The sequence below is a fragment of the Blastococcus haudaquaticus genome (assembly GCF_900230285.1).
In the GTDB taxonomy this organism is placed as follows: Bacteria; Actinomycetota; Actinomycetes; order Mycobacteriales; family Geodermatophilaceae; genus Blastococcus_B; species Blastococcus_B haudaquaticus.
In genome coordinates this window covers 589,805-613,748 of the sequence record NZ_OCNK01000001.1, presented here as the reverse complement: position 1 = coordinate 613,748, position 23,944 = coordinate 589,805, and the positions used below count along the sequence as shown (strand labels likewise).

Here is a 23,944-nt window from a genome sequence, read left to right as displayed (position 1 = left end):
AGGGGGTGGGGAGGACGAGGTCCTCCCTCAGGCCTTGACCTCCCACGTGTCGCCGCCGGCGAGCAGGGCGCCGAGGTCGGCCGGCTCCTGCACGCGGGCGACGTCGAGCTGCTCGGTCATCATGGCGTCGTAGGTGGGCTTGCGCACCGACCGGAAGACGCCCATCGGGGTGTAGCGCAGGTCCTGGCTGGAGAGCCGGGACAGCGCGAACGCGTAGGCCGGGTTCTCGCGGTGCGCGTCGTGCACCACGATCTCCGACGCGTCCACCTGGTTGGTCTCGGCGATCCGCAGCCCGCCGAAGTCGTCGCGGACCACGCAGGAGGCGCCGTCGGGGCCGAAGACCAGCGGCTCGCCGTGCACCAGCGGGATCGACCACTGCGTGCCCGTGGCCGGGTCCTTCAGCAGCTCGAACGCGCCGTCGTTGAAGATGTTGCAGTTCTGGTAGATCTCCACCAGCGAGGTCCCCTGGTGCTCGGCGGCCTGGCGCAGCACCTCGGTCAGGCCCTTGCGGTCGGAGTCCATCGCCCGGCCCACGAACGTCGCGTCGGCGCCGATCGCCAGCGAGACAGGGTTGAACGGGTGGTCCAGCGAGCCCATCGGGGTGGACTTGGTGACCTTCCCGACCTCGGAGGTGGGGGAGTACTGGCCCTTGGTCAGGCCGTAGATCCGGTTGTTGAACAGCAGGATCGTCATGTTGACGTTCCGGCGCAGCGCGTGGATCAGGTGGTTGCCGCCGATGGACAGCGCATCGCCGTCCCCGGTCACCACCCACACCGACAGGTCCGGACGCGACGCGGCCAGGCCGGTCGCGATGGCCGGGGCGCGGCCGTGGATCGAGTGCATCCCGTAGGTGTTCAGGTAGTACGGGAAGCGCGACGAGCAGCCGATGCCGGACACGATGACCATGTCCTCGCGGGCGATGCCGAGGCTGGGCAGGAAGCTCTGGACCGCGTTGAGGATGACGTAGTCACCGCACCCGGGGCACCAGCGCACCTCCTGGTCGGTCTTCATGTCCTTGGCCTTGAGCTCTGTCTGCTTGGGGCCCTGCGTCGCGACCGAGGCAGCGACCGCGTCGGCGATCGGACCCTCGGCAGGCATGCCGAGTTCGACGGTGGTCACTGGACTGCTCCGTTTCCTGCGGTGATGCCGGCCTCGCCCACCTGCGGGGCGACCGGCTCGCTCGTGCGGTCGATGACCTCTTGGATCACCGCGGCCAGCTCGGCGGCCCGGAAGGGCAGACCGCGGACCTGGGTGTGGCTCTCGACGTCGACCAGGAACTTCGCCCGCAGCAGCAGGGAGAGCTGGCCGAGGTTCATCTCCGGGCAGATCACCCGGTCGTACCGCCCTAGGACCTCGCCGAGGTCGGCCGGCATCGGGTTGATGTGCCGCAGGTGGATCTGCGCCACCGAGCGGCCCGACCGGCGGATCCGCCGGCAGGCGGCGCCGATCGGCCCGTAGGTCGACCCCCAGCCGATCACGGCCACCGAGGCGTTCCCGTCCGGGTCCTCGACGTCGGTCAGGGGGATCGACGCGGCGATGCCGTCGATCTTGGCCTGCCGGGTGCGGGTCATGAAGTCGTGGTTGGCCGGGTCGTAGGAGATGTTGCCGGTGCGGTCGGCCTTCTCGAGCCCGCCGATCCGGTGCTGCATCCCGGCGGTGCCCGGCACCGCCCAGGCGCGGGCCAGGGTCTCCTCGTCGCGGAGGTAGGGGAGGAAGACCCCCTCCTCGCCGTCGGCCGCCGCACCGTTCGGCTCGGTCGCGAAGTTCACCGTCCCGGTGAGATCGGGCAGCTGGTCGACGTCGGGGACCTGCCACGGCTCGGCCCCGTTGGCCAGGTAGCCGTCCGAGAGCAGCATGACCGGGGTGCGGTAGGTCAGCGCGATCCGCGTCGCCTCGATCGCGGCGTCGAAGCAGTCGCCGGGGGAGCGGGGTGCGATCACCGGGACCGGGGCCTCGCCGTTGCGGCCGAACATCGCCTGTAGCAGGTCCGACTGCTCGGTCTTGGTCGGCAGCCCGGTCGAGGGACCGCCGCGCTGCACGTCGACGATGACCAGCGGCAGCTCGGTCATGACGGCCAGGCCGATGGCCTCGGACTTCAGCGAGACGCCGGGGCCCGACGTCGTGGTGATGCCGAGCGCCCCGCCGAAGGAGGCTCCGATGGCGGCGCCGATGCCGGCGATCTCGTCCTCGGCCTGGAAGGTGCGGACGTTGAACGACTTGTGCTTGGACAGCTCGTGGAGGATGTCCGACGCCGGGGTGATCGGGTAGGCCCCGAGGAAGATCGGCAGACCGGACCGCTGTCCGGCGGCCACGAGCCCCAGCGACAGGGCGGTGTTGCCCGAGATGTTGCGGTACCGGCCCGGCGCCATCGGGGCGGGCTTGATCTCGTAGGAGACCGCGAAGGCCTCCGTCGTCTCGCCGTAGTTGTAGCCGGCCCGGAACGCGGCGATGTTGGCGGCGGCGATCTCGGGCTTACGGCGGAACGTCCGCTCGAGGAAGCGGATGGTGCCCTCGGTGGGCCGGTGGTACATCCAGGACAGCAGGCCGAGGGTGAACATGTTCTTCGACCGCTCGGCCTCCTTCTTGCCGAGCCCGGAGTCCTTGAGGGCGTCGGTCGTCATGGAGGTCAGCGGCACGCTGACGGTCTGCCAGCCCTCGAGCGAGCCGTCCTCGATCGGGTTGGACGCGTACCCGACCTTCGCCAGGTTCCGCGGCGAGAACTCGTCGGAGTCGAGGATGAGCAGGCCGCCGCCGGGGAGGTCGACCAGGTTGGCCTTCAGCGCGGCCGGGTTCATCGCCACCAGGACGTCGGGTGCGTCGCCCGGCGTCATGATGTCGTGGTCGGCGAAGTGCAGCTGGAAGGAGCTGACGCCCGGCAGGGTCCCCGTGGGTGCCCGGATCTCGGCCGGGAAGTTGGGCAGCGTGGAGAGGTCGTTGCCGAAGCTCGCCGTCTCGCTCGTGAACCGGTTGCCGGTCAGCTGCATGCCGTCGCCCGAGTCACCGGCGAGCCGGATGACGACGCGGTCGAGCTCGACGACGCTCTTGACGAGGCCGCCGGGCGCCGAGCTGGGGGCCGTCTCGGGCCGTTCGATCGCAGTCATGAGTGGTGTACCTCCACCGGCCGAGGTTACGTGCGTGTGTCCGCGGCCGGGGTGTGCATCCGGACACGCCTTCTTGGGGTGCCCTAACAGGGCCGGGTCATGCCTCATTCCGCTGCCCCGTGCCTCATCCCGACGAGGTGCGGGCGGCAACGGTGCGGGGAACGGCGTCCGCCGCCGTCGCGTTGGACCGGACGTGCAGCGCTGGAGCAACGGACTGAAGACCGCCGTCCTCCTCGGGCTCATGGGCGGCCTCATCCTGACGGCCGGCTCCCTGATCGGCGGGCGCCAGGGTCTGCTCATCGCCCTGGTCGTCGCTCTCGGCGTCAACGGCTACGCGTACGTCAACTCCGACAAGCTGGCCCTGCGCGCCATGCGCGCCTTCCCGGTCACCGAGACGCAGGCGCCGCAGCTGTACGCGATGGTGCGCGAGCTGGCCACCGAGGCCCGGCAGCCGATGCCGCGCCTCTACGTCAGCCCGACCACCCAGCCCAATGCCTTCGCGACCGGCCGCAACCCGCGCAACGCCGCGGTCTGCGTGACCCAGGGCATCCTCGAGCTGCTCGACCGACGGGAGCTGCGCGGCGTGCTCGCGCACGAGCTGTCCCACGTCTACAACCGCGACATCCTGATCAGCTCCGTCGCCGGGGCGATGGCGACGGTGATCACCTACCTGGCGCACATGGCGATGTTCGCGTCGCTGTTCGGCGGCCGCTCCGACGACCGCGGCGGCGGGAACGTCCTCGGCGGCCTGCTGCTGATGCTCCTCGGTCCGCTCGCCGCCGGGCTCGTGCAGATGGCGGTCAGCCGCAGCCGCGAGTTCCAGGCCGACGCGTCCGGAGCGGTGCTGTCCGGCGACCCGATGGCGCTGGCGAGCGCGCTGCGCAAGATCGAGCACGGCGCCACCGCGCTGCCCCTGCCGCAGGAGGACCGACTGGTCACCCAGAGCCACCTGATGATCGCCAACCCGTTCCGGGGGCAGGGCATGGCGTCGATGTTCGCGTCGCACCCCCCGATGCCGGAGCGGATCGCCCGGCTGGAGGGCATGGCCGGGGAGCTCGGGCAAGGCTGAGGAAGGACCCCCTCGGCCCCGCCCCTGGTTCCCCGGGGCGGTCGAAGGACCCCGTCCCTCTCACCGCTCGCTCGCTCGCGGCGAGCCTCCGGACGGGGCCCGAGGGGCCGTCCGGAGGCTCATCACGTCAGCGGTAGTTGTCGAACTGCAGGGCGACGTCGAGGTCGGCGCCCTTCAGTAGCTGCTGCACCGCCTGCAGGTCGTCACGCTTCTTCCCGCTCACGCGGAGCTGGTCGCCCTGGATCTGCGCCTGGACGCCCTTCGGCCCCTCGTCCCGGATCAGCTTGGCGATCTTCTTGGCGACGTCGGACTCGATGCCCTGCTTGATGGTGGCACCGATCTTGTAGACCTTGCCCGAGGCCTGCGGTTCGCCGGCGTCGAGGACCTTCAGCGAGATGCTGCGCTTGATCAGCTTCTCCTTGAACACCTCGAGGGCGGCGACCACGCGCTCCTCGGTGTCGGCCTGCAGCGAGACGCCGTCCTCGCCGGCCCACGCGATGGTGGCGTTGGTGCCGCGGAAGTCGAAGCGCTGCGACAGTTCCTTGCCGGCCTGGTTGAGGGCGTTGTCGACCTCCTGGCGGTCGATCTTGCTCACGACGTCGAAGGACGCGTCGGCCATGGCTCTTCCCTTTCCCCTGGGCGGATCGCGCCCCGGGGGTTTCCGAGGAACGCGTCCGCCGTTCTTGTACGCTGCTCCGGTACCACCGCACGGCGGGTTGCCCGAGTGGCCAATGGGAGCGGACTGTAAATCCGTCGGCTTAGCCTACGAAGGTTCGAATCCTTCACCCGCCACGCCCGGTACGAGCGGCCCCCGACCCTCCAGGTCGGGGGCCGCTCGCCCGTTCAGGGCAGGGTCGGCGCGCGGGCGCTCGCGACGGCCGTGCGCTCGAGCTGCTCCCCGCCGAGGAAGAGCCAGCCGAAGGCGATGTCCGCATAGCGGGTGCAGCGGACGGTGACCTCCGCGCCGTCGGTCTCCGCCGACCACGTGTCGAGCTCCGTGCCGCCGTCGCCGAGCTGGTCGGCCACCGCCGCCTGCGCCGTCGCCCGGGTCAGCGGCAGTTCGCTGCCGACCCCCACGCTGTAGACGACGTCCTCGGCCGTGCGGTTCGCGGCCGCCAGGGCCGCCCCGTCGCACACCGACTGGACCTCCTGCTGCTCCAGGAAGGCGTCGGAGGCCGCGATCGCACCGAACGCCATCAGCGCCGCGACGAGCCAGCAGACGAGCACGAAGGGCAACGTCGAGCCGCACTCGCCGTTCCTGCCGTCCCTCCGCACGCGGGCAGCGTAGGTGCGCGAAGCGCTGTCCACTGCCTGTGGACAGGATCTGTGGACACTGTGGACACCCGATCGGGTGGCGGCGCGTCCGGCGGCGGCGCCTGTGGACGGCGCTCCCGCGCGAGCCGTCCGCTCGACCACACTGCGCCCATGTCCATCGAGATGCCCACCGTCGAGGTGCACGCACTCGCCGGCAGCCTGCGCGACGTCGCGGCGGAGGCCGCGCAGATCGCACCCCGGCTCGACCGGCCGGGGGACGTCGGGGCGGCGCTGCAGGCCGGTGTCGAGGCGTTCCTCGACGTGCAGCGCATGGTGGGCCAGGCCCTCGCGGGCGAGCTCGAGTGGCTGGCCGGCACGGTGGCCGCGGTCGCCGACTCCTGGGTGGACCTCGACCGAGCGCTGCTCGACCCGGACCGCGGGACGCGTGCCCGGTGACGGTCGTGCTCCCCGGCCCCGTGCCCCTCGACATGCCCCCGGGGGATCCCGGCGCCGTCGACGACCTGGTCCGCGACCTCGCGGGTGCCGCCTTCCACCTGGCCGGCGTGGACGACCGGTTGCACGGCCCGGGCGCCTCGGTCTCCGGCTGGGTGGGCGACGACGCGGTGGCAGCGACGGGCCAGATCGCCCGCGTCGCCGGACTGGCCGGCACGTCGACGGCGGCGGTGCTCACCGCGGCGGGACGGCTGAGCAGTCATGCGGAGGCGCTGCGGGATGCGCGACGGCGGGTCGAGCTGCTCCGCGACGAGCAGGACGAGGACTTCCGATCCGCCCAGCTGCGCCTGGGGGACCTGGCGGACCCCCAGGTCGCCGTCATGACCGGAGGCGGGGGGTGGGCCGGGATCGTGGCCGAGGTCGAGGCAGCCGACGCCGCCCGGCGCCGCAGGCACGAGGCGGTGCTCGAGGCGCTCGCCGAGGACGCGGCAGCGACTGCCAGGGTGCTGGCCGACGCGAGCCGTCCGCTGGGCGGCACCGGCCGCGCCGGCGACGGCGACCGGGTGGCCGTCCACCTCGCCGCGGAGCTGCCGGGCTGGGGAGACCCCCACCTGAGCCGCCGCGGCGTGGTCGTGGCTCGTGCGCTGCTCGCCGACGACTCGTCGTGCAACGACGTCGCGCAGGACCACCTGCTCCTTGCCGGGTCCGCGCCCTTCGCGCAGGCGCTGCTGCTCGGCCTGGGCGCCGATGGGCTCCGCGCCGCCCTCAGACTCCTGGGCGATGGAGCATTCGGGGACGACGTGCACGGGCCGTCGAGCGCAGTCGCACGTCTGCTGTCCTCCTCGCTCGGTGCCGTGGGTGAGGGCACGGACCCGCGAGTGGGTGCACTTCTGGCAGCACCGCTCGTGCGTGCCCGGGACGAGACCATCGAAGCCGACCTCGTGGCAGTCGGGATGGGCGCGGTCCTGGCCGCGCGCGCTGGATCCAACGGGCCAGGGGCGTCCACCGTGGCTGCGTGGGGCCGCCAGATCGTCGCCCGCGAGCACGTGATGACCCGCGACTGGGCGGGGGCGGCCGCCGCCGACCGCGTCTCCGTCCATCTCGGGGCGCGCGGAACCCGGCGCGATGATCCGCTCCCCCTGGTGGTCGGTTCCCTGGCCCGCAGTGGCGATGCCGGCGCGGCCGCTGCGCTCCTGGGGTCCCCCGATGCCTGGGTCGTGCTCCTGGGCCGCAGCTGGGCCGACGACGCCGCCGCGCTGGGCCGGGTGATCGAGAACGCCGCTGTCGCGCCCGGAGTAGCCGGTGAGCAGGCCGTCCGGTACGCCCTCGAAGCCGTGGGCGGGGGACTGCCCGAGGCGAGTCCGCGGGACTGGGCGGCGGACCGGGGAACGGTCGAGAGTCTCGCGCCGGCCCTGGGTCGTGCGGTGGCCGCCCGCGTGGAGGTGGCGGCTGCCGCGCTCGCGTCGGCGGCGGGCGAGGGCGGCGGGGACGGGCCGCGCCACCTCATCCAGGGACTGGGCTACCTGACCGTGGACCGGCAGGCGGCCGCCACGGTCGAGGGAGCACTCACGTCATGGGTCGCCGGTCAGTCCCACGACCTCGCGGGCAGCAGCCGGGCCGAACCACTGCCCCTCTTCGCCGTTCCGGGGGCCTACGTGGCCGTCCAGGAGTACGGGCAGCGGCTGAGCCATGCACTGGACGGCTACGAGCTCGAGCACGCGGCGCAGCAGCGGGCGCTGGTCTGGAACTTCTCGGCCGGGCTGGTGCTGGAGGTGGCCTCGTTCTCCCGCGTCCCGCTGGTGTCCGTGATCGCCGACGGGCTGAAGGTCGTCGGCCCGCCACTGCTGAACGCCGACGGAACCTTCACCCAGGGGCCCGACAGAGGGTTGCGCTACGGCGAGGACGTAGCGGGAGCAGACGTCGTCGCCACGCTCCCTCCCGACCTGAGTGCCCGCGTCGACGCCGCGAGAGCGCAGGCCGAGGCGGCCTACCGGCGGACGTCGGGCGTGCTGGGCGACCCGGACCCGCCGATCTCCCCGGAGCGGTGGCGAGTGGTGCTCGAAGGTCTGGGCGGGCCGAAGTCGACCGGACGGCAGTTTGACTGAGCCGTCACCCGTTCGATGACTTCGAGTCCTGATTCGTTTACGCAGAGCGACGACGCGAGTGCCGTTCACCCGGTCGTGATCTTCGATGCTTGTCCATTCGGGTGACGGGAAGCAATGTCTCCAGCGCGGTCCGTACTGAACGACGCTCTGCCCCCGCGCGTATATGGCTGCCGCAGATCGCGGTCATTTCTCATGCCTTTGGAGGCGTCGTGGGTAGCAACGTGCAGTCCGGTCAGATCCAGGTCCGTGGAGCCAAGTGGAACCGTGGGGCCAAGTGGAACCGCGGGGCCAAGTGGAACCGCAGCACCACCGCCTGACCTAGACCGTCCCGGCCGATCCATCGGGGCCGCCAGCAGACCGGCGGCTCCGATGGGCCCGGTATCCGTCTCACCACTCCGGGTCGATCACCCTTGTCCAGGGGCGGCCCGCTGCTAGCCTCGGCGCGCCCAACTTCCCCGGCGGAGATGCAGGTACGAGTGGCCGAGCAGGACGAGCGCGTGCCCAGCCGGCCGCTGCGACTCAGCCCGTGGACCGTCGCGTGGATGGGCCTGGCCGTCGCCGTCCCGGTGTCCCTGTGGGTTCTCGTGCCGCGAGCCGAAGCCGTGGACCCCGTCCTGCTGCTGGCCGTGTTCGTCGGTCTGGTGGCCGCCGAGTCCTTCAACGTCGACTTCGAGTTCCGCAAGCAGGGCTTCTCCTGGTCGCCCAGCGAACTCGCCTTCGTCATGGCCCTGGTCGCCGTCGGTGGCGCCTGGACGGCGGTGGCGTGGGGCTTCGCCGTCGGCATCGTCTCCCTCGTCCAGGGCTACTCGCGCGCCAAGTCGGTCTTCAACGTCACCGTGGTCGTCCTGGAGGCCTGCGCCGCGGTCGCGGTCCTCGAGGTGATGCCGCTGGGCGACATCTCCGAGCCGCTCGTCTGGGTCTCCTACCTCGTCGCCGTGCTGGCGGCGAGCATCCTCGGCGTCGTCCTCATCGCGGCCGCCATCACCGCGACCCAGGGGTACCCCGGCCGCACGCTGTGGGCCTCGTTCCTGATCCCCGCGCTGATGATCGGCCCCGTCTCCGTCGTCGTCGGCCTCGCGGTCCTGCTGCTGGTCGGCGCCACCCCGTGGGCCTGGCTGCTGATCGCCCCGCTGGTCGTCGCCCTGGCGCTGGTCTACCGGCGCTTCGCCGCCGTGACCCGCGAGGGGCACAGCGTCGAGCGCGTCTACGACTTCGCCCGCCGGGTCGAGCAGGTCTCGCCCGACGAGGCCGGCACGCGCCAGATCGTGGAGGCGGTCCGGGAGCTCCTCAACGCGGACCGGGTCGCGCTGTGGCTGCCCCCGTACCTGGACGAAGAGCCCCGGATGGTCGTCGTGGCCGACAACGGGGCGGTCTGGTACGACGGCCCGGGCGACCCGGACGACGTCTTCCGCCGCCGGGCGGTCGACTCGGCCGACGGGCCCGTGCGGGTGTCGCTGGCCCGCGCCGACGAGGTCGAGGCGGCGGCACTGAACCGCCGCGGTGTCTCCGACCTGCTCGGCGCCGCAGTCATGACCGCCGCGGGGGAGCCGGGCTACCTCGAGGTCTGCGACCGGCGGAGCGACATCCACTCCTTCGGCGACAACGACCGCGCCGCCCTCGACTCGATGCTCACCCACGTCAACGCGGCCATCCGCCACCAGCAGCTGCTCACCCAGATCCGCTACGACGCCGACCACGACCGGCTGACCGGCCTGCCGAACCGGCAGCGCCTGGCCGCCGAGATCGACCAGGTGCTCTCCGCCGACCCCGTCGCCGCGCGCGCCGGCCTCATCCTCGCGGCGCTGGGCAACTACACCGAGGTCACCGACACCCTCGGGCACGCGGCCAGCGACGAGCTGCTGCTGGTCACGGCGGGCCTGCTCCGCGAGCACGCGCCGCCGGCCGCCGTCCTGGCCCGCATGGAGGGCGAGCAGTTCGCCGTCCTGCTCCCGGGGCTCTCGCTGCAGGCCACCGAGCGGGCCGCCCGCCGGCTGCGCGAGGCCGCCTCCACCCGGGCCCGTGTCGCGGGCCTGGACCTGGAGGTCACGCTCACCATCGGGGTGGCGGCCGCGCCGGTGCACGGCGCCGACTCCGGGATGCTCATGCAGCGGGCCGACGTCGCCCTGCTCGCCGCGGCCGACTCCGGCGGAGTGGCCAGCTACCACCCGGTCCTCGACCAGCAGAGCCTCCGCCGACTGCAGCTGGGTACCGAGCTCGAGCAGGCCATGGCCGACGGCCAGATCAGCGTGGTCTTCCAGCCCATCATCGACGCCCAGACCTCCGACATCGTGTCGGTGGAGACCCTGGTGCGGTGGGCGCACCCGCGGTACGGGGCCATCGCGCCGGACGACTTCATCCACCTCGCCGAGCAGATCGGCCGCATCGGCGCGGTCACCGACCACGTCCTGGACCTCGCGCTCGCCCGGTGCCGGCGCTGGCTGGACCAGGACATCGCGCTGTCGGTCGCGGTCAACCTCTCGGTCCACAGCCTCACCGAGCCCGACCTCGTCGACCGCGTGCGGGGAGCCCTGCAGCGGCACCGCGTGCCGGGGGAGCTGCTCACGCTGGAGCTCACCGAGGGCAGCGTCGTCGACGACTCGGTCCGCGACAGCACGGTGCTCGCCGACCTCCACGGGCTGGGCCTGCGCCTGTCGATGGACGACTTCGGCACCGGCTACTCGTCGCTCTCCCAGCTCCGCCAGCTGCCGATCGACGAGGTGAAGATCGACAAGTCCTTCGTCCTCGGGATGAGCACCAGCCAGGGGGAGTCGTTCATCGCCCGCTCGATCATCGAACTGGCCCACAACCTGGGTCTCCGCGTCGTGGCCGAGGGCGTCGAGGACGAGCTGACCCGCAACCTCCTGGCCGAGATGGGCTGCGACAAGCTGCAGGGCTTCCTGGTCAGCCGGCCGCTGCCGGACGACCGGCTGGAGAGCTGGCTCCTGGCCCGCACGGGCGTCCGGTCGGCGGCTCCGGGAGCGACGCACCGGCGGCTGTTCGTCCGGACCTGAGGCCGGCCGACCCCCTGACCGATCGGACGGCGCGGGTCGGGTACAGTTCCGGACGGCTCTTCGAGCACGCCCCTTTAGCTCAGTCGGCAGAGCGTCTCCATGGTAAGGAGAAGGTCTACGGTTCGATTCCGTAAAGGGGCTCAGTGACCAGCCGGTCCAGTCGTGAGACCGGGCCGCAGGTCATCCCGGCGGTGTAGCTCAGCCTGGTAGAGCAAGCGGCTCATAATCGCTGTGTCACCGGTTCAAGTCCGGTCACCGCTACTCCCGACGGATCCTGCACCCCGGGGTCCGTCCGCACCGCAGCAGGACCCGCGTCGGCAGTCGCCGCCGCGGACGAACAAGGCTAGGAGCACTCCTCATGGCAGCGACCGACATCCGTCCGAAGATCACCCTGGCCTGCCAGGAGTGCAAGAACCGCAACTACATCACCCGCAAGAACCGTCGGAACGACCCCGACCGGCTCGAGCTGATGAAGTTCTGCCCGCGCGAGCGCAAGCACACGCTGCACCGCGAGACGCGCTGACGCGCGTCCGCAGCTGAGCCGAGGGCGGGAGCATGGCGCTGGACCGGGAACTGGTCGGGCGCAGCTACCCGCCCTCCGCCGTCTACGAGGTCGGCCGGGCGAAGATCGCCGAGTTCGCCACGGCCATCGGATCGGACGACCCGGTGCACCGCGACGTCGAGGCCGCCCGCGCAGCCGGCCACCCCGACGTCGTCGCACCCCCGACGTTCGCCATCGTGGTCAGCCTGGAGGCGGCGATGGTGGTGCTGCAGGATCCCGACGTGGGCATCGACTACGGCCGGGTGGTGCACGGCGAGCAGCGGTTCGCCCACCACCGCCCGATCCGCGCGGGCGACCGGCTCGTCGCGACCACGACGATCGACGCGGCCCGCACGGTGGCCGGCAACGACATGCTGACGGCGCGCGTCGACCTCGCGACCGAGGACGGCGAGCCGGTCTGCACGGCGACGTCCATGCTCGTGGCCAGGGGCATCGCATGAGCGTCGGGGCGGGCAGCATCGAGGTGGGCAGCGAGCTGCCCGAGCAGGTCTTCCGTGTCACCCGCGCCGACCTCGTGCGCTACGCCGGTGCCTCGGGCGACTTCAACCCGATCCACTGGAACGACCGCACCGCCACCGCGGTCGGCCTGCCCGGCGTCATCGCGCACGGCATGTTCACCATGGCGCTGGCCGGACGGGCCGTGACCGCGTGGACGGGCGACCCGTCGGCGGTGGTCGAGCAGCACGTGCGCTTCGGCCGGCCGGTCGTCGTCCCGGACGACGACGAGGGCGCCGAGGTGACCGTGCGCGGCAAGGTCGGGGCGCTGCTGGACGACGGCCGGGCGCGGGTCGACCTGACGGTCACCAGCGGCGGCGACAAGGTCCTCTCCCTGGCCCGCGCCGTCGTCACGCTGGCATGAGGACCCGGCGGCCGGCTCTCCTGGTCGCCGGCGTCCTGGTCCTGTCCGGCTGCACCTCGTTCGCCGACACCGTGTCGGCGCCGCCCCCGCGGCCCACGCCCTCTGAAGCGCCACCGGCGGCCGCCGACGAGGAGGGCTGCCCGGCCGAGCGGGCCGACCCCGACCCCGACCGCCCCGAGATCGCGCTCGACTTCCGGCTCGCGGACGACCGGCGCAGCGTCACCGGTACCGAGACCATCGCCTTCACCCCCGACCTGGACGTCCGGGAGCTGGTGTTCCGGCTGGTGCCCAACAGCCCGGAGTCCGCTCCGGCCGGCAACCGCCTGGTCGTCGACGAGGTCCGAGGGGACGACGTCGCGGCGGGGCGCCACGAGGCTGCGGGGGCGAGCGACCCGGGCGGCCTCTACGTGGTGGAGCTCGAGGACGAGCTCGAGGCGGGGGAGTCGACCGAGGTGTCCCTGGACTTCACGCTCACCCTCGGCAGCGGCGGGTTCGACCGGGTCGGCGTCGACGGCCCGGCCGCGTGGTGGGCCAGTGGTGCTCCGCTGCTGGCCTGGGAGCCGGGCGTGGGGTGGGCGAAGGACCCCTTCGTCCCGCTGAGCGGCGAGACGGCCACCAGTCCTGCCGCGGACACCGTCGTGACCGTCTCCGCGCCAGAGGACCTCACCGTCCTCATGACCGGTGCGGTCGCCGCGCCGTCCGCTCCGGCGGACGGCCGCCGCACGTGGACGTCGCGGGAGCCGGTGGCCCGCGACGTCGCGGTCGCCGCCGGACCGTTCACCACGACCCGGGCGACGACGCCCGGCGGCACCCGGGTGACGACCGGCGTCCTCCCCGACGGGGATGTGCCGGGCGACGTGTTCAGCACGTGGGCCGTGGCCGCGATCACCGACCTCGAGGCGTTCCTCGGCCCGTTCCCCTACGGCACCCTCAGCGTGGCCCTGCTGCCCGACCTCGGAGGCGGCATCGAGTACCCGAGCATGATCCTCGAGGCCACCCCGAGCCGGCAGGTCCTGGTCCACGAGGTCGCCCACCAGTGGTTCTACGGGATGGTCGGCAACTCACAGTTCCGCGATCCGTGGCTGGACGAGGCCTTCGCATCGTGGGCGGAGGCCACCGTCGACCCGGGCTCGGGTCTCGTGTCGGAGCAGGCGCTCACGCTGGCCGGGCCGGTCGGCGCCGCCATGGACGAGTTCGAGAGCCCCCGCAGCTACTTCCGGCTGGTCTACGACAAGGGCGGCGCGGCCCTGCTCGAGGCGCAGCGGACGGTCGGCGACGAGGCGTTCACCGCCGCCATCCGCTGCTACGTGGACGCGACGGCATGGCAGATCGCCACGCCCACCGACGTCCACCGCGCCCTCACCGACCTGCCCGCCGCGCTCGAGGTGCTGGAGACGGCGGAGGCGCTGGGCAAGGACGACGTCCCTCGCTGAGGACCGCGACAGCCCTACTCGGCGGAGGTGAGCAGCCGCTGCATGCGGGAGACGCCCTCGACCAGGTCGTCGTCGCCCAGGGCGTAGGACATGCGGAGGTACCCGGGCGTCCCGAACGCCTCGCCCGGGACGACGGCCACCTCGGCCTCCTCCAGGATGATCTCCGCGAGCTCGACGCTGGACTCCGCCGTCCGCCCGGCGATGGGGCGGCCCAGCAGACCCTTCACCGAGGGGTAGACGTAGAACGCGCCCTGCGGCTCGGGGCAGGCGACGCCGGGGATCTCGCGCAGCATCGACACGATGGTCCGGCGCCGGCGGTCGAACGCCTCCCGCATGGTGGCCACCGCCGAGAGGTCGCCGGTGAGGGCTGCGATCGCGGCGGCCTGGGAGACGTTGGCGACGTTGGAGGTCGCGTGCGACTGGAGGTTGGTCGCCGCCTTCACGACGTCGGTCGGCCCGACGATCCAGCCCACCCGCCAGCCGGTCATGGCGTACGTCTTCGCCACCCCGTTGACGACGACGCAGCGCTCGGCCAGCTCGGGCACCACGACGGGCATCGACGGGGCGGTCACCCCGCCGTAGGTGAGGTGCTCGTAGATCTCGTCGGTGAGCACCCATATGCCTGCGTCCAGCGCCCAGCGGCCGATCTCCTCGACCTGCTCCGCCGGGTAGACCGCGCCGGTCGGGTTGGACGGCGAGCAGAACAGCAGCACCTTGGTGCGGGGCGTGCGCGCGGCCTCCAGCTGGGCGGCCGAGACCAGGTAGCCGCTCTGCTCGTCGGCGACGACCGGGACGGGCACCCCGCCGGCCAGCCGGATCGCCTCCGGATAGGTGGTCCAGTAGGGCGCGGGCAGCAGGACCTCGTCACCCGGGTCCAGCAGTGCGGCGAAGGCCTCGTAGACCGCCTGCTTGCCGCCGTTGGTCACCAGGACGTTGGCGGGGGTCGCCTGCAGCCCGGAGTCGCGCGCCGTCTTGGCGACGATCGCCTCCTTCAGTGCGGGCAGACCGCCGGCCGGGGTGTAGCGGTGCATGGCCGGCTGGCGGCACGCGGCGACGGCGGCCTCGACGATGTAGTCCGGCGTCGGGAAGTCCGGCTCGCCGGCACCGAAGCCGATGACCGGCTTGCCCGCCGCCTTGAGCGCCTTGGCCTTGGCATCGACGGCCAGGGTGGCGGACTCGCTGATCGCGGCGATGCGGCGCGAGATGCGGCTCGCACTCGTGGGGGCGGACGGGCTGGCGGACTCCGAGGAGACGGCGGTCATGCCTCCATCGTGTCAAAGTCCGCGGGCCCGCGACGGAGCCGCACGTGCGCGACGGCCCGCCGGACCACGGGGAGCGCCTGAGTCGTGCCGACGACGACCGGTCCGATGCCCCGGGGTGACGGACGGGGGAGGGGTCGGTGGGACGTTGGCTGTGCACCCGCGCGGTCCCGTACACTGGCCGTCCTGGGGCAGCTGACCCCGCCACCGGCGTGCCCCGGAACCTCTCCGAGGCTCCGCGCTGCCGTGGTGAGGCGGGCAGTCCCGGGCCCCGTCCAGGGGACTAGGGGTGTAGCTCAATTGGCAGAGCAGCGGTCTCCAAAACCGCAGGCTGCAGGTTCAAGTCCTGTCACCCCTGCCACCGCACGACAGGAACCGACCGACCATCCGGCCGCTCATCGGAGCGGCCGCCACCACGAGGCGAGCGAGGCGCAGTGAGCGACGAGAAGCCGGGACGCGAGGACGACCCTCGCGACGCCGAGCTGACCGACGAGCAGCTCGACCGCGAGGCCCCGGGGGTCGACGACGCCGCGGAGCTCGAGGCAGCCGAGGACGCGCTCGCCGCCGAGGCGGAGGCCGACGAGGACAAGGTCGTGGCCACCCCGACCCGGCGTCGCGGCGGCCGGATCACCGCCGACGACGACGACGAGGACGACGACGAGCCCGCGACCCGGACCCGCCGTACGGCGCGGCCCGCAGCGGCCGGCGCCACCTCGGCCACCCGGTCGCGGGCGGCCGCCGAGCGGGCGCGTACCGAGAGCGGGCAGAAGCGCTCGCTGGCGCGGTTCCTGCGCGAGGTCGTCGCCGAGCTGCGCAAGGTCATCTGGCCGGGCCGCCGCGAGCTGATCACCTACACCACCGTGGTCATCATCTTCGTGGCGTTCATCGTCGCGCTGGTGGCCGGCCTGGACCTGCTCTTCGCCAAGGGCGTGATCGCCGTCTTCGGCTGACCTCCGCCCGCCTGCACGCCTCCTGATCCTGGAAAAGAGACGAAACCTTGACCGACCCCCGCGAGCCCTTCGAGACCGCCACCCCGGTCGAAGGCGTCACCGCCACGGACCTCGATGACGCCGCCTTCGAGCAGCGCGGCAGCGTCGACCTCGAGACGGGCGCCGGCGAGACCGGTGCCGCCGAGGGGTCGATCGACACCACGGACCTCGACACCGACAGCGAGGTCTCCGACGTGACGCCGGAGATCGAGGGCGGCGCCCCCGACAGCCTGGTGTCCGACCCGCTGGCCGCTCCGGCCCCCGACTCCGACCTGCCTGCGGTCGAGGAGGACGAGGACCCGGTCGAGGCGATGAAGAAGGCGCTCCGGATCGCCCCCGGCGACTGGTACGTCGTGCACTCCTACGCCGGCTACGAGAACAAGGTGAAGACCAACCTCGAAGCGCGCATCCAGTCCCTGGACGTCGAGGACTACATCTACCAGATCGAGGTGCCCACCGAGGAGGTCACCGAGATCAAGAACGGCAAGCGCGCGCAGGTCAACCGCAAGGTCCTGCCGGGCTACCTCCTCGTGCGCATGGAGCTCAACGACGAGTCGTGGGGCGCCGTGCGCAACACCCCCGGCGTCACGGGCTTCGTCGGGGCAACCTCCAAGCCCTCACCGCTGACCATCGACGAGGTCGTGAAGATCCTCGTCCCGGCCACCGCGCCGCAGGCGGCCCGCACCGCCGGGGCCGAGGCGACCACCGGTGGGGCTGCCGCAGCGCCGGTCGCCGTCGTCGACTTCGAGGTCGGCGAGTCGGTCACGGTCATGGACGGGCCGTTCGCGACCCTTCCCGCCACGATCAACGAGATCAACGCCGAGCAGCAGAAGCTGCAGGTGCTCGTCTCCATCTTCGGCCGCGAGACGCCCGTCGAGCTGTCGTTCAGCCAGGTCCAGAAGATCTGAACCGGCGCCCCCCGGCACCCGTTCAGCAGAGATAGAAGGAAGTCATGCCCCCCAGGAAGCGGTTGACCGCGGTCATCAAGCTCCAGATCAACGCCGGTGCGGCCACCCCCGCTCCGCCCGTGGGTCCGGCGCTCGGCCAGCACGGCGTCAACATCATGGAGTTCTGCAAGGCCTACAACGCCGCGACCGAGTCGCAGCGCGGCAACGTGGTCCCGGTCGAGATCTCGGTCTTCGAGGACCGGTCGTTCACGTTCGTCACCAAGACCCCGCCGGCCGCGCGCATGCTGCTCAAGGCCGCCGGTGTCGACAAGGGCTCGGGTGAGCCGCACAAGACCAAGGTCGCCACGGTCACCCGTGACCAGGTCCGCGAGATCGCCACCACCAAGATGGCCGACCTCAACGCCAACGACCTCGACCAGGCCGAGAAGATCATCGCCGGCACCGCCCGGTCGATGGGCATCACCGTCCAGGGCTGAGTACTTCGGCCCTCTCCAGGGCACCGCTCCGCGCTTGCGAGGGGTGGGGAGGAGAGGGTCCTTCAATCGTGGGAGGGCCGTCGCCGGCCCGTTCACCACATGACCGGGGCACGCGCCCCGGAGAGGAAACATCATGGCGAAGCACGGCAAGAAGTTCCGCGCAGTGGCCGAGAAGGTCGACCGCGACAACCTGTACTCCCCGCTCCAGGCCGCCAAGCTGGCCAAGGAGACGTCGACGACGTCCTACGACGCCACCGTCGAGGTGGCCATGCGCCTGGGTGTCGACCCGCGCAAGGCCGACCAGATGGTCCGCGGCACGGTCAACCTGCCGCACGGCACCGGCAAGACCGCCCGCGTCATCGTCTTCGCGACCGGTGACAAGGCCGCCGACGCCGAGGCCGCCGGTGCCGACGTCGTGGGCTCCGACGACCTGATCGAGCGCATCCAGGGCGGCTTCCTGGACTTCGACGCCGCGATCGCGACGCCGGACCAGATGGCCAAGGTCGGCCGCATCGCGCGCATCCTCGGCCCCCGCGGCCTGATGCCGAACCCCAAGACCGGCACCGTGACGCCCGACGTCACCAAGGCCGTCAACGACATCAAGGGCGGGAAGATCAACTTCCGCGTCGACAAGCAGGCCAATCTGCACCTGGTGATCGGCAAGACCTCCTTCGACGAGGACAAGCTGGTGGAGAACTACGCCGCCGCCCTCGACGAGGTGCTCCGGGCCAAGCCGTCCTCGGCCAAGGGCCGGTACCTCAAGAAGGTCACCGTCTCGACCACCATGGGCCCGGGCATCCCGGTCGACCCGAACCGCACCCGCAACATGCTGGTGGACGAGCCGACCGCCTGAGAAAGGACCTCCTCGCCCCCCGCCGCTCGCTGACGCTCGTGGCGGGGCCCTGCGAGGAGGCCGCTCCAGCACGTCACGAGGCCCCGCAGCGCACTGCGCTGCGGGGCCCTCTGCGCTGCTAGGGTCGCGCCGTGCCGCACCGGTAGCGGCTCAGCGACCACTGCGCCCGTCCCGGGCGCTCGGCCCTGGGGTGCCGCCGTGTCCGAGCCCGTCGTCCGTCCGTTCCGCCGTGCCGACCGTGAGCAGCTCACCTCGCTGGTCAATGCGCACGTGGCCACCGTCGTCCCCGGGTGGGCGCTGTCGACGGCCGCCCTGCTCGCCCAGATCGAGCGCGATCCCGGGCAGTACGTCACCGACCCGTGGGTCTCCCACCGGTTGACGCTCGTCGCTGAGGCCGACGGCCGGGTGGTCGCGGCGGCGCACCTGCGCCGCTATCGCGGAGAGGCGGACGTCGGGCCGGACTGGCGCGACGCGGGGGAGATCGCCTGGCTGGTGCACTGGCCGGCCGCGGAGGCGGCCGGTCTGCGCCTGGCCCATGCCTGCGTGCGGGCCCTGGAGGCGTGGCAGGCCCGGCGCCAGTTCGCCGACGGGGACCTGCCGACCCCGGCCACCTACGGCATCCCCGACAGCTGGCCGCACGTCGCCCGCACCCTGCGCGCGGTCGGCTTCGCCGCCTCGCCGGGACGGGTGGAGACGACCCTCGTCGGCACCCTGGACGGGGTGCCGCCGCCCGGCGCCCCTCCCTCGCCCCGGTTGACGCTCCGTCGAGCGGTCGGCACCTTCGGCGCACGGTTCCAGGCGGTCGCCGACGGTGACGTCATCGGCTTCGTCGAGGCGGACGACGACCACAGCCGTGGCGGCAGTCTGATGCGGATGGACGGCTGGGCCGACCTCGCGGAACTGCACGTGACGGAGGGGTGGCGCCGCCAAGGAGTCGGAACCTGGCTGGTCCACCACCTCGTCGCCTGGCTGCGGCTGGGCGGGACGCGGCGCTTCCTGGTCGCCGTAGGGGAGGACGAGCTCCCGCTCGTGGGCTGGTTCGGCCGCTTCGGCTGGCACCCGGTCGGGGAGAACCGCCGTGGGTGGGAGCGCGGCGCTGCCGCCGACGGACCGGGGCGCGGTGGGCTCTGACCGCCCCCGCGGCGGCGCGCCGCCGGCATCGCGTACGCTGGTGCCCGTTCCCCCCAAGACCGCTGGTCGTCGCACGTCCGCGTGCGATCGAAGGTCCCGGAGCCCCGGGCGACCCGCGCAGGTGGACGGATCGATCGTCAGGTTGCAGCACGAACAGCGCATCCTGCCCCTCGCCCCGTGCGCTCTGCGCCGGGGCGTTCCTCGTCTCCGGGTCCCTCGTCGCACGCAGTCGCGCGCCGACGGGTGGTCGCCCGACAGACGAGAGGAGGCCCATGCCCACGCAGGTAAAGGCCGCGGTGATCGACGAGATCACCGACCGGTTCCAGAACTCGAGTGCGGCCGTGCTCACCGAGTACCGCGGGCTCACCGTGGCGCAGCTGACCCAGCTGCGCCGTTCCCTCGGTGAGGGCAGCAGCTACGCCGTCGTCAAGAACACCCTGACGAAGCGGGCGGCGGACGCGGTCGGTTTCTCCGACCTCGCCCCGTTGCTCAACGGCCCCACCGCGATCGCCTTCATCCAGGGCGACCCGGTCGAGGCCGCGAAGGCCATCCGCGACTTCGCGAAGGCCAACCCGCTGCTCGTCGTCAAGGGCGGCGTGGTCGACGGTCGCACGGTCGACGCCTCCGAGGTCACCCGCCTCGCGGACGTCGAGCCCCGTGAGGTCCTGCTGGCCAAGCTGGCCGGCGCCATGAAGGGCAACCTGACCAAGGCTGCCGGGCTGTTCCAGGCCCCGCTGTCGCAGGTCGCCCGCCTCGCCGCCGCGCTGCAGGAGAAGAAGGCCGCCGACGCACCGGCTGCCGAGGCTCCCGCTGCCGACGACACGGCCTCCGAGGCCCCCGCCTCGGACGACGCTGCTGCTGACACCACCCCCGAGACCACCACCGCTGCCGCCGACGCGGCCAGCGACGACTGACCCAGAAGGAGACCGACATGGCCAAGATTTCCAGCGCCGACCTGCTCGACGCTTTCAAGGAGATGACCCTCCTCGAGCTGTCCGACTTCGTGAAGCAGTTCGAGGAGACGTTCGACGTCACCGCTGCTGCCCCCGTGGCCGTCGCGGCCGCCCCTGCCGCCGGTGGCGGCGGCGGTGGCGACGAGGCCGCTGCCGAGCAGGACGAGTTCGACGTCATCCTCGAGGCTGCCGGCGACAAGAAGATCCAGGTCATCAAGGAGGTGCGCAGCCTGACCTCGCTCGGCCTCAAGGAGGCCAAGGACCTGGTCGACAACGCACCGAAGCCGGTCCTGGAGAAGGTCGCCAAGGACGCTGCCGAGAAGGCCAAGGCCTCTCTCGAGGGCGCCGGCGCCACCGTCACCGTCAAGTGACGTACCCCGTCCTCCCCACCCTTCGCTAGCTCAGGGCGGGGCCCGGGACGGGGCCGTTCCATCGCGTCACCAGCACCACCGCACGGCAGCAGGGGCCGTCCTCCTCCGGGAGGGCGGCCCCTGCTGCGTTCCTGGGCGGGACCCGAGTGGGGGATTGATGGAGACCCGGGTCACGCAAACTGCGTGACACACGTAACCTGTTGCCCGCGACGTCGTTACTCGTCAGTAGAAGCGGGTTGTGGGCGTCCGACATGCGGACGGGCCCACGACATCGGACACTGCCGGGGCTCGTCATCGCGACGGGGCGGGGAACCGGCAACGCAGCCGGAGCGGAGGGGCAGGCAGTCGTGGGCGTCGCAGTTGAGGTCGAGGGTCTGACCAAGTCGTTCGGCAGCCAGAACATCTGGAGCGACGTCACCCTGACCCTGCCGCCCGGGGAGATCTCCGTGCTGCTCGGCCCGTCGGGCACCGGCAAGTCGGTGTTCCTGAAGTCGCTGGTCGGCCTGCTCAAGCCCGAGAAGGGCTCGATCGTCATCAAGGACACCGACATCGTCCGGACGAGCGAGCACCAGCTCTACGAGATCCGCAAGCTCTTCGGCGTCCTGTTCCAGGACGGCGCGCTGTTCGGCTCCATGAACCTCTTCGACAACATCGCGTTCCCGCTGCGCGAGCACACCAAGAAGAGCGAGTCCGAGGTCAAGTCGATCGTCCTCGAGAAGATGGACATGGTCGGCCTCCAGGGCGCCGAGGGGAAGCTCCCCGGCGAGATCTCCGGAGGCATGCGCAAGCGCGCCGGCCTCGCCCGCGCCCTGGTGCTCGACCCCGAGATCATCCTGTTCGACGAGCCGGACTCCGGTCTCGACCCGGTCCGCGTCGCCTACCTCAACCAGCTCATCGTCGACCTCAACGCCCAGATCGACGCCACGTTCCTCATCGTCACGCACGACATCGGCACCGCCCGCACCGTGCCGGACAACCTCGGCCTGCTCTTCCGCCGCAACCTGGTGATGTTCGGCCCCCGCGAGCAGCTGCTCACCTCGCAGGAGCCGGTCGTCCGCCAGTTCCTCAACGGCCGGCGCGAGGGCCCGATCGGGATGAGCGAGGAGAAGGACGTCGCCCAGGTCGAGGCCGAGATGGCCGCCCTTGAGGCGCGCGGCGGGGACTCGCACAACGGGGTCGGCCCCAAGGGCGCCTCCGGTGGGGACGCCGTCCCGCCGCAGCTGACGCCCACGGAGGGTCTGCCCGAGCGCAAGGCCGAGAAGCGCCGCCAGGAGCGCGTCGCCCGCATGCTGCACGAGTTCGACGAGGAGACCCAGGCGGCCATCCGGAAGTCGCTGCCGGACGACCTCCTCGCGAAGGCGGACGCGGGTGCGTTCGAGCCGACGACGGGAGCCGGTGGGCGGCACTGGGCGCCCGAGGCGCAGGCCGGCTCCACCGCGACCGCCGTGCTGCCGCGGCAGGGCGGTGAGGCGTGACGGCGACCGACAAGCCGAAGGCCCCCGGCCTGCTCGACGGCAAGTTCTCGCCGACCCGCCCGCTCGCGGCCAGCGGCAACCTCTTCGCGTTCGCGCTCGACGTCATCCGGTCGCTGCCCAAGCGGCCGTTCCAGATCCGGGAGTTCCTCCAGCAGGCGTGGTTCGTCGCCAGCGTCACGATCATCCCCACGGCCCTGGTGGCGATCCCCTTCGGCGCGGTGATCGCGCTGCAGCTCGGTTCGCTCACCCGGCAGCTGGGCGCGCAGTCGTTCACCGGGTCCGCATCCGTCCTGGCGGTCCTCCGCGAGGCGAGCCCGATCGTCACGGCCCTGCTGATCGCCGGCGCCGGCGGATCGGCCATCTGCGCCGACCTCGGCGCCCGGAAGATCCGCGACGAGATCGACGCCATGGAGGTGCTGGGCATCGACCCGATCCAGCGCCTCGTGGTGCCCCGCGTGCTGGCCTCGATGCTGGTCGCGGTCCTGTTGAACGGACTGGTGAGCGTCGTCGGTGTCGCCGGTGGCTACTTCTTCAACGTCGTCCTCCAGGGCGGCACACCAGGGGCCTACCTGGCCTCCTTCAGCGCGCTCGCCCAGGTCGAGGACTTCTGGTCGGGCGAGCTCAAGGCGCTGATCTTCGGGCTGATCGCCGGCATCGTCGCGTCCTACAAGGGGTTGCGCGCCGGAGGTGGGCCCAAGGGCGTCGGTGACGCGGTGAACCAGTCCGTCGTCATCACGTTCCTGCTGCTGTTCGCGGTGAACTTCGTGATCACCGCGATCTACTTCCAGCTCGTCCCACCGAAGGGGCAGTGATGGCGCTGCTCTCACCCGGTGACCGGGTCAAGGTCGGCCTGCGGAAGCTGAAGCGGGTCGGCAAGAAGCCGCTGGACACCCTCGACGACCTCGGCGACCAGCTCGGGTTCTACGGCCGGGCCCTGGCCTGGACCCCGCGCACCCTCAAGCGCTACAAGCGGGAGACGTTCCGGCTCCTGGCCGAGGTGACCTTCGGGACCGGCGCGCTCGCGGTCATCGGCGGCACCGTCGGCGTCATCGCGTTCCTGTCGTTCTTCACCGGCACCGAGGTCGGGCTGCAGGGGTACGCGGCCCTCGACCAGCTCGGCACGTCGGCGTTCACCGGCTTCCTCTCCGCGTACTTCAACACCCGCGAGATCGCGCCGCTGGTGGCCGGGCTCGCGCTGTCGGCCACCGTCGGCTGCGGGTTCACCGCGCAGATCGGCGCGATGCGGATCAACGAGGAGATCGACGCCCTCGAGGTCATGGGCGTGCCGTCGCTGCCGTTCCTGGTGACGACCCGCATCGTCGCCGGCTTCATCGCCGTCATCCCGCTGTACGTGCTGGGGCTGCTGACCAGTTACTTCGCCACCCGGCTGATCGCCACGCAGGCCTACGGCCAGTCGACGGGTACCTACGACCACTACTTCAACCTGTTCCTGCCTCCGCAGGACGTGCTGTGGTCGTTCCTCAAGGTGCTCGTCTTCGCCGTCGTGATCATCCTGACCCACTGCTACTACGGCTACCGCGCCAGCGGCGGGCCGGCGGGCGTGGGCCTGGCGGTCGGCCGCGCGGTGCGCTTCTCGATCGTCGCGGTGAACATCATCGACCTGTTCCTGTCCCTGGCCATCTGGGGCTCGACCACCACAGTCCGGATCGCGGGGTGAGCGC

Annotated in this window: 23 protein-coding genes and 4 tRNA genes; 22 read left to right on the top strand and 5 right to left on the bottom strand. The window is 71.9% G+C overall.

Annotated features, from left to right (window positions below):
* Positions 1-27: 27 nt before the first annotated feature.
* Both CRP30_RS03000 and CRP30_RS02995 read right to left on the bottom strand, forming a co-directional pair.
* Positions 28-1,119, bottom strand: coding sequence for a 2-oxoacid:ferredoxin oxidoreductase subunit beta (locus CRP30_RS03000; RefSeq protein ID WP_097182450.1), 1,092 nt, complete (start codon positions 1,117-1,119; stop codon positions 28-30).
* Positions 1,116-3,101 carry a 2-oxoacid:acceptor oxidoreductase subunit alpha gene (locus tag CRP30_RS02995; RefSeq protein ID WP_097182449.1) on the bottom strand — a complete coding sequence of 662 codons (1,986 nt, stop codon included), beginning with the start codon at positions 3,099-3,101 and terminating at the stop codon, positions 1,116-1,118. The genes CRP30_RS03000 and CRP30_RS02995 overlap by 4 nt, the downstream gene beginning before the upstream one ends.
* A 193-nt stretch (positions 3,102-3,294) precedes the next feature.
* Between CRP30_RS02995 and htpX the strand changes: the two genes are divergently transcribed.
* A complete protein-coding gene (gene htpX, locus CRP30_RS02990) occupies positions 3,295-4,170 on the top strand; it encodes a zinc metalloprotease HtpX (RefSeq protein ID WP_097182448.1) in 876 nt (291 codons plus the stop codon).
* Between the two features lie 127 nt (positions 4,171-4,297).
* On the opposite strand, the gene CRP30_RS02985 is transcribed toward htpX, so the two are convergent.
* A complete protein-coding gene (locus CRP30_RS02985; RefSeq protein ID WP_097182447.1) occupies positions 4,298-4,789 on the bottom strand; it encodes a YajQ family cyclic di-GMP-binding protein in 492 nt (163 codons plus the stop codon).
* A gap of 91 nt (positions 4,790-4,880) precedes the next feature.
* On the opposite strand from CRP30_RS02985, the gene CRP30_RS02980 reads away from it, so the two are divergent.
* Positions 4,881-4,962, top strand: a tRNA-Tyr gene (locus tag CRP30_RS02980).
* Between the two features lie 51 nt (positions 4,963-5,013).
* On the opposite strand, the gene CRP30_RS02975 is transcribed toward CRP30_RS02980, so the two are convergent.
* Positions 5,014-5,445, bottom strand: coding sequence for a pilus assembly protein TadG-related protein (locus CRP30_RS02975; RefSeq protein ID WP_097182446.1), 432 nt, complete (start codon positions 5,443-5,445; stop codon positions 5,014-5,016).
* A 150-nt stretch (positions 5,446-5,595) separates the two neighbouring features.
* Between CRP30_RS02975 and CRP30_RS02970 the strand changes: the two genes are divergently transcribed.
* From CRP30_RS02970 to CRP30_RS02930, 9 genes are all read left to right on the top strand, one after another.
* Positions 5,596-5,880: a hypothetical protein gene (locus tag CRP30_RS02970; RefSeq protein ID WP_097182445.1), complete on the top strand. Its 285-nt coding sequence runs from the start codon at positions 5,596-5,598 to the stop codon at positions 5,878-5,880.
* Positions 5,877-7,982, top strand: a complete 2,106-nt coding sequence (locus tag CRP30_RS02965; RefSeq protein WP_097182444.1) for a hypothetical protein — start codon at positions 5,877-5,879, stop codon at positions 7,980-7,982. Before CRP30_RS02970 ends, CRP30_RS02965 begins: the two co-directional genes overlap by 4 nt.
* A 476-nt stretch (positions 7,983-8,458) precedes the next feature.
* Complete coding sequence (locus tag CRP30_RS02960) at positions 8,459-10,993, top strand: EAL domain-containing protein (protein ID WP_235003130.1); 2,535 nt, start codon at positions 8,459-8,461, stop codon at positions 10,991-10,993.
* Positions 10,994-11,061: 68 nt separating this feature from the next.
* Positions 11,062-11,134 (top strand) — tRNA-Thr (locus CRP30_RS02955).
* Positions 11,135-11,180: 46 nt separating this feature from the next.
* A tRNA-Met gene (locus tag CRP30_RS02950) sits at positions 11,181-11,254 on the top strand.
* 97 nt (positions 11,255-11,351) lie between these two features.
* The gene (gene rpmG, locus CRP30_RS02945) at positions 11,352-11,516 is read left to right on the top strand and encodes a 50S ribosomal protein L33 (RefSeq protein ID WP_097182442.1); all 165 of its coding nucleotides are present in this window, start codon (positions 11,352-11,354) and stop codon (positions 11,514-11,516) included.
* A gap of 32 nt (positions 11,517-11,548) precedes the next feature.
* On the top strand, positions 11,549-11,995 hold the full coding sequence (locus CRP30_RS02940) for an FAS1-like dehydratase domain-containing protein (protein ID WP_097182441.1): 447 nt from the start codon (positions 11,549-11,551) through the stop codon (positions 11,993-11,995).
* A complete protein-coding gene (locus CRP30_RS02935; RefSeq protein ID WP_097182440.1) occupies positions 11,992-12,414 on the top strand; it encodes a MaoC family dehydratase in 423 nt (140 codons plus the stop codon). The genes CRP30_RS02940 and CRP30_RS02935 overlap by 4 nt, the downstream gene beginning before the upstream one ends.
* A complete protein-coding gene (locus CRP30_RS02930; RefSeq protein WP_097182439.1) occupies positions 12,411-13,847 on the top strand; it encodes a M1 family aminopeptidase in 1,437 nt (478 codons plus the stop codon). Before CRP30_RS02935 ends, CRP30_RS02930 begins: the two co-directional genes overlap by 4 nt.
* 14 nt (positions 13,848-13,861) lie before the next feature.
* Here the strand turns inward: CRP30_RS02930 and CRP30_RS02925 are convergent, their stop codons facing one another.
* Positions 13,862-15,109 carry a pyridoxal phosphate-dependent aminotransferase gene (locus CRP30_RS02925; protein ID WP_097182438.1) on the bottom strand — a complete coding sequence of 416 codons (1,248 nt, stop codon included), beginning with the start codon at positions 15,107-15,109 and terminating at the stop codon, positions 13,862-13,864.
* A gap of 282 nt (positions 15,110-15,391) precedes the next feature.
* Between CRP30_RS02925 and CRP30_RS02920 the strand changes: the two genes are divergently transcribed.
* The 11 genes from CRP30_RS02920 (at position 15,392) to CRP30_RS02870 (ending at position 23,940) form a co-directional block, all read left to right on the top strand.
* Positions 15,392-15,467: transfer RNA gene (locus CRP30_RS02920), tRNA-Trp, on the top strand.
* Positions 15,468-15,540: 73 nt separating this feature from the next.
* A complete protein-coding gene (gene secE, locus CRP30_RS02915; protein ID WP_097182437.1) occupies positions 15,541-16,056 on the top strand; it encodes a preprotein translocase subunit SecE in 516 nt (171 codons plus the stop codon).
* Between the two features lie 47 nt (positions 16,057-16,103).
* The gene (gene nusG / locus CRP30_RS02910) at positions 16,104-17,003 is read left to right on the top strand and encodes a transcription termination/antitermination protein NusG (protein ID WP_200814507.1); all 900 of its coding nucleotides are present in this window, start codon (positions 16,104-16,106) and stop codon (positions 17,001-17,003) included.
* A gap of 44 nt (positions 17,004-17,047) precedes the next feature.
* Positions 17,048-17,479, top strand: coding sequence for a 50S ribosomal protein L11 (gene rplK, locus CRP30_RS02905; protein ID WP_097182436.1), 432 nt, complete (start codon positions 17,048-17,050; stop codon positions 17,477-17,479).
* Positions 17,480-17,612: 133 nt separating this feature from the next.
* On the top strand, positions 17,613-18,332 hold the full coding sequence (gene rplA / locus CRP30_RS02900; RefSeq protein WP_097182435.1) for a 50S ribosomal protein L1: 720 nt from the start codon (positions 17,613-17,615) through the stop codon (positions 18,330-18,332).
* A 198-nt stretch (positions 18,333-18,530) separates the two neighbouring features.
* Positions 18,531-19,463, top strand: coding sequence for a GNAT family N-acetyltransferase (locus CRP30_RS02895; RefSeq protein ID WP_159961492.1), 933 nt, complete (start codon positions 18,531-18,533; stop codon positions 19,461-19,463).
* A gap of 272 nt (positions 19,464-19,735) precedes the next feature.
* Entirely contained in the window at positions 19,736-20,377 is a 642-nt protein-coding gene (gene rplJ / locus CRP30_RS02890) for a 50S ribosomal protein L10 (protein WP_097182433.1), read from the top strand.
* Between the two features lie 17 nt (positions 20,378-20,394).
* Complete coding sequence (gene rplL / locus CRP30_RS02885; RefSeq protein WP_097182432.1) at positions 20,395-20,787, top strand: 50S ribosomal protein L7/L12; 393 nt, start codon at positions 20,395-20,397, stop codon at positions 20,785-20,787.
* Between the two features lie 347 nt (positions 20,788-21,134).
* Positions 21,135-22,262 carry an ABC transporter ATP-binding protein gene (locus CRP30_RS02880; protein WP_097182431.1) on the top strand — a complete coding sequence of 376 codons (1,128 nt, stop codon included), beginning with the start codon at positions 21,135-21,137 and terminating at the stop codon, positions 22,260-22,262.
* On the top strand, positions 22,259-23,074 hold the full coding sequence (locus tag CRP30_RS02875; RefSeq protein WP_235003129.1) for an MlaE family ABC transporter permease: 816 nt from the start codon (positions 22,259-22,261) through the stop codon (positions 23,072-23,074). The genes CRP30_RS02880 and CRP30_RS02875 overlap by 4 nt, the downstream gene beginning before the upstream one ends.
* Positions 23,074-23,940: an MlaE family ABC transporter permease gene (locus tag CRP30_RS02870; RefSeq protein ID WP_235003128.1), complete on the top strand. Its 867-nt coding sequence runs from the start codon at positions 23,074-23,076 to the stop codon at positions 23,938-23,940. Before CRP30_RS02875 ends, CRP30_RS02870 begins: the two co-directional genes overlap by 1 nt.
* Positions 23,941-23,944 lie beyond the last annotated feature (4 nt).

Bases quoted from the DNA above. Each gene is read 5' to 3' on its own strand.
- rpmG (WP_097182442.1), top strand. From the start codon at position 11,352: ATGGCAGCGACCGACATCCGTCCGAAGATCACCCTGGCCTGCCAGGAG.
- CRP30_RS02970 (WP_097182445.1), top strand. From the start codon at position 5,596: ATGTCCATCGAGATGCCCACCGTCGAGGTGCACGCACTCGCCGGCAGC.
- CRP30_RS02930 (WP_097182439.1), top strand. From the start codon at position 12,411: ATGAGGACCCGGCGGCCGGCTCTCCTGGTCGCCGGCGTCCTGGTCCTG.
- CRP30_RS02985 (WP_097182447.1), bottom strand. From the start codon at position 4,789: ATGGCCGACGCGTCCTTCGACGTCGTGAGCAAGATCGACCGCCAGGAG.
- CRP30_RS02995 (WP_097182449.1), bottom strand. From the start codon at position 3,101: ATGACTGCGATCGAACGGCCCGAGACGGCCCCCAGCTCGGCGCCCGGC.
- rplK (WP_097182436.1), top strand. From the start codon at position 17,048: ATGCCCCCCAGGAAGCGGTTGACCGCGGTCATCAAGCTCCAGATCAAC.
- rplL (WP_097182432.1), top strand. From the start codon at position 20,395: ATGGCCAAGATTTCCAGCGCCGACCTGCTCGACGCTTTCAAGGAGATG.
- rplA (WP_097182435.1), top strand. From the start codon at position 17,613: ATGGCGAAGCACGGCAAGAAGTTCCGCGCAGTGGCCGAGAAGGTCGAC.
- rplJ (WP_097182433.1), top strand. From the start codon at position 19,736: ATGCCCACGCAGGTAAAGGCCGCGGTGATCGACGAGATCACCGACCGG.
- CRP30_RS02870 (WP_235003128.1), top strand. From the start codon at position 23,074: ATGGCGCTGCTCTCACCCGGTGACCGGGTCAAGGTCGGCCTGCGGAAG.
- CRP30_RS02940 (WP_097182441.1), top strand. From the start codon at position 11,549: ATGGCGCTGGACCGGGAACTGGTCGGGCGCAGCTACCCGCCCTCCGCC.
- CRP30_RS02925 (WP_097182438.1), bottom strand. From the start codon at position 15,109: ATGACCGCCGTCTCCTCGGAGTCCGCCAGCCCGTCCGCCCCCACGAGT.
- CRP30_RS02935 (WP_097182440.1), top strand. From the start codon at position 11,992: ATGAGCGTCGGGGCGGGCAGCATCGAGGTGGGCAGCGAGCTGCCCGAG.